Raw genomic sequence first — 2856 nt, 5'->3', positions numbered from 1 at the left:
CCTTAAATTGCAATTCAATCGATTCAATTTCAATCTTTAGCGTAATATTGCAATTATGGACAGCTCTGATTTTTAAGTGCCTAAAATCACAACCATTAGCTTTTCAAATACTTTCTAATATATATCCTGCAACTCAACACCTCTGCTAGAGCAGGCTGCTGTGAGATCCTGCTTGTGTCTCAGAGCCTACTTTCAGCCGCACGACTAAACCGTTAGGCATCAATACTTTGTGCCCTACTTATCATCTGAGCCACCTCTTTTTCAGCATTTAAGCTCATAATTTGCATTTCTGGATGTTGTTTTTTGAAGACCCGGAAAACTTCATCTGCAAATGCTTGACCTATGGCTTCTACTCCAGTGAAATCAAAGACCACTACTCTAAACTTATCTACTCTAGCCAGCAGTCTCTTTGCCTGTGAACGTGAAACCAACTTTTCATCGCCATATTGAGCCAAACGCACAGGCACTACCGTTTTTGTAAAAGCATAGTCATCACCTGATGAAAAACTATCAAATACACGCTTAGCAGTTCTTGCAGTGTTATTGTTCAATTTCATGAAAACAGTTGTTCCAGACTGAACACCATCTCTCTCAAAAATCCAATCTTCTGCCTTATTAAATTCATGTGAAAAATAGACTGTTCCAGAGAGTATTGCAAATTCATCAAACATACGCGACGTAAAGAATATGCCTTGCCCTGTATGCCTCTCTGGATCTGTTGTCAATTTGCCTTTTGCTAGTTCAAGAACCGCGTGGCGCTCATCATATAAATTTATCTCTCTCTGAATCTTTTTAAAGATCCCTTCTCCATCATCATTGATAATCACTTCGGTATCAATTGCGGTTCTCTCTAATTGAACTAGAACCTCTTTCCCCGATGAGTGATCTATGGCATTGTTCAACATCTCTGTAAACCCGTAAAGCCAAATATCCCTGACATTGTCAGGCAAATCAGCGACTAAAGGTTTAATATCTGAGTCCCAGACAATGTCTTCTGCAAGATTATTTTCCAAGTCATATACTTTTTCCCATTTCTCTAATGAACAAAGCTGATAACTTCTACTCCTGGTAGATCCGTTAATAACGAGGGATTTTTGCTCAACCAGACGTTGAATATGTTTGTTGACAGCTTGCCGGGAAATACCAAATTCTTGAGACGCCAGAGTAGCGACGTCTTTCGGATATTTTTCAACGTTCTCCAAGATAAATTGGCGAATCTGTTCACCCCGCCTTCTGACTTTCGACACGGTTTTTTGCTCTCGCTTTGTCAACCTTGTTTAAATTTATTGTCAACCTAAAGAGCGTTGTCGTCAACTTTAGACAGCTAAGTATGGCGCATAAGAAAATGCTCAATTGCGTTTTATGCGGTCATTTTTGGCAGAAGACCTATTATTCCTAAGCGCTTTAAGTACAGCAGCCAACTCCCTTCAACCTTTGAGGCCATTTTCAGAGCGATCGCTGAACAGGTTCCTTTTCTATTGCTGAATAGGTTCCTTTCTAAAGACGCCACCATTCCAGCAAATTAGCGCTTTCGTTCCAGTGCCAGCGCAGCAAAGTAGCCGACTGCCCAACGCCAAATCCTGGCAAGCCGATCGCTTGACGCGGTGCTTCTGTCGCTAGGGCGATCGCTTCTTCTACACTACAAAGCCCCCACTGCACCAAATTTTTAGCCCCCGCCAACAGCGGCAGCGTCGTGCCCGAAAGCGTACCATCCGCTAACCGAGCCGTACCCTGCTTCACCTCAATTTCACGGCTATCCCAGGGGTAAATACCATCCGGCAACCCCAGCGGCGACAACGCATCACTGACCAAAAACAAACCCGCTAGCTGACACCTTGAAGACCCACGACTAACCCGCAATAGCAAATCAAGCATCATCGGGCAAATATGCTCACCATCAGCAATCACACCGCAAAAGACTTCAGGATGAGCGATCGCCGCCCCCAGCAAACCCGGTTCTCGGTGATGTAGCCCCGGCATCGCATTAAACGCATGCGTCACCATCGTCGCCCCCTGCTCAAATGCCTGCTGAGCCTGAGCCGCTGTCGCCTGCGAATGGCCCAGACTGACCGCAATCCCTAGCGATCGCAAATAGGGAATAACAGTGCCAGTAGTGTCTAGCTCTGGCGCTAGGGTCATAAGCCGCACACAATCAGCCGCGTCCCCCAAGATAGATTCGATTGTAGCCACCGCCAACGGCAACAAATAGGCTTCCGGATGGGCACCCCGCTTGGCCGCATTCAAACACGGCCCTTCCAAATGCGCCCCTAAAATTTGAGCCGTTTGTAAACCTACAGGCTGAAACGAACGCAGCACCGCCAACGCCTGCTGAAACTTTGCCACCGAAGTCGTCACCAGCGTTGGCAAAAAGCCATCTACCCCCTGCCGCCAGAGAAAATCACAAATTTTTTGCAGCTTAGCTTCATCACCCGCCACCAAATCAGGAAACGCCAGCCCTAGCGCCCCGTTAATTTGCAAATCTACCCCCCCCAGCGATAGCCAATCGCCAGCCAAGTCTACGGTTTTCTCAGCAGTTGACAGCGCTGCAGGCATCGGCGCGATCGCCCTAATTTGGCCCTGCTCCACCCGCACCCACTGCAACCCCGCCCGCCCCACTATTCGCGCATTGAGAATTTCAACCGAATTGACCATTACCACCCTCTTGATCAGAACCCCGTTTATTATCCGACGTCGTCATAGCGCCCAGTAGCAAGCCAAGGGTTAAGGCCAAAAGCCAAGCTTTTCTATCAGCCACCTTTAGCCCTGCAAAAACCTCCACCTTTATAGCTACAGCTATCAATCCCTCCCCTATCTCCCCTATCTCCCCCATATCCCCTATCTCCCCATCTCCCCACC

At 47.3% G+C, this 2856-nt stretch carries 3 protein-coding genes; all 3 read right to left on the bottom strand.

Going from position 1 to position 2856, the window contains the following annotated elements:
* Window positions 1-212: 212 nt before the first annotated feature.
* A complete protein-coding gene (locus ACTS3T_RS13785; protein WP_462935219.1) occupies window positions 213-1202 on the bottom strand; it encodes an STAS-like domain-containing protein in 990 nt (329 codons plus the stop codon).
* A gap of 295 nt (window positions 1203-1497) precedes the next feature.
* Entirely contained in the window at window positions 1498-2652 is a 1155-nt protein-coding gene (gene nagA, locus ACTS3T_RS13780) for an N-acetylglucosamine-6-phosphate deacetylase (RefSeq protein WP_462935218.1), read from the bottom strand.
* A partial coding sequence (locus ACTS3T_RS13775; protein WP_462935217.1) for a hypothetical protein occupies window positions 2636-2856 on the bottom strand: 221 nt, incomplete at its 5' end. The genes nagA and ACTS3T_RS13775, both read right to left, overlap by 17 nt.

It is taken from the genome of Almyronema sp. (assembly GCF_052168255.1).
Lineage (GTDB): Bacteria > Cyanobacteriota > Cyanobacteriia > Phormidesmidales > Phormidesmidaceae > Sphaerothrix > Sphaerothrix epifaneia.
Note: the sequence above shows the minus strand (reverse complement) of the source record. Positions and strands in the feature narration are given on the sequence as shown.

Coding starts and splice junctions, on each gene's coding strand:
- nagA (WP_462935218.1), bottom strand. CDS start 2,652: ATGGTCAATTCGGTTGAAATTCTCAATGCGCGAATAGTGGGGCGGGCG.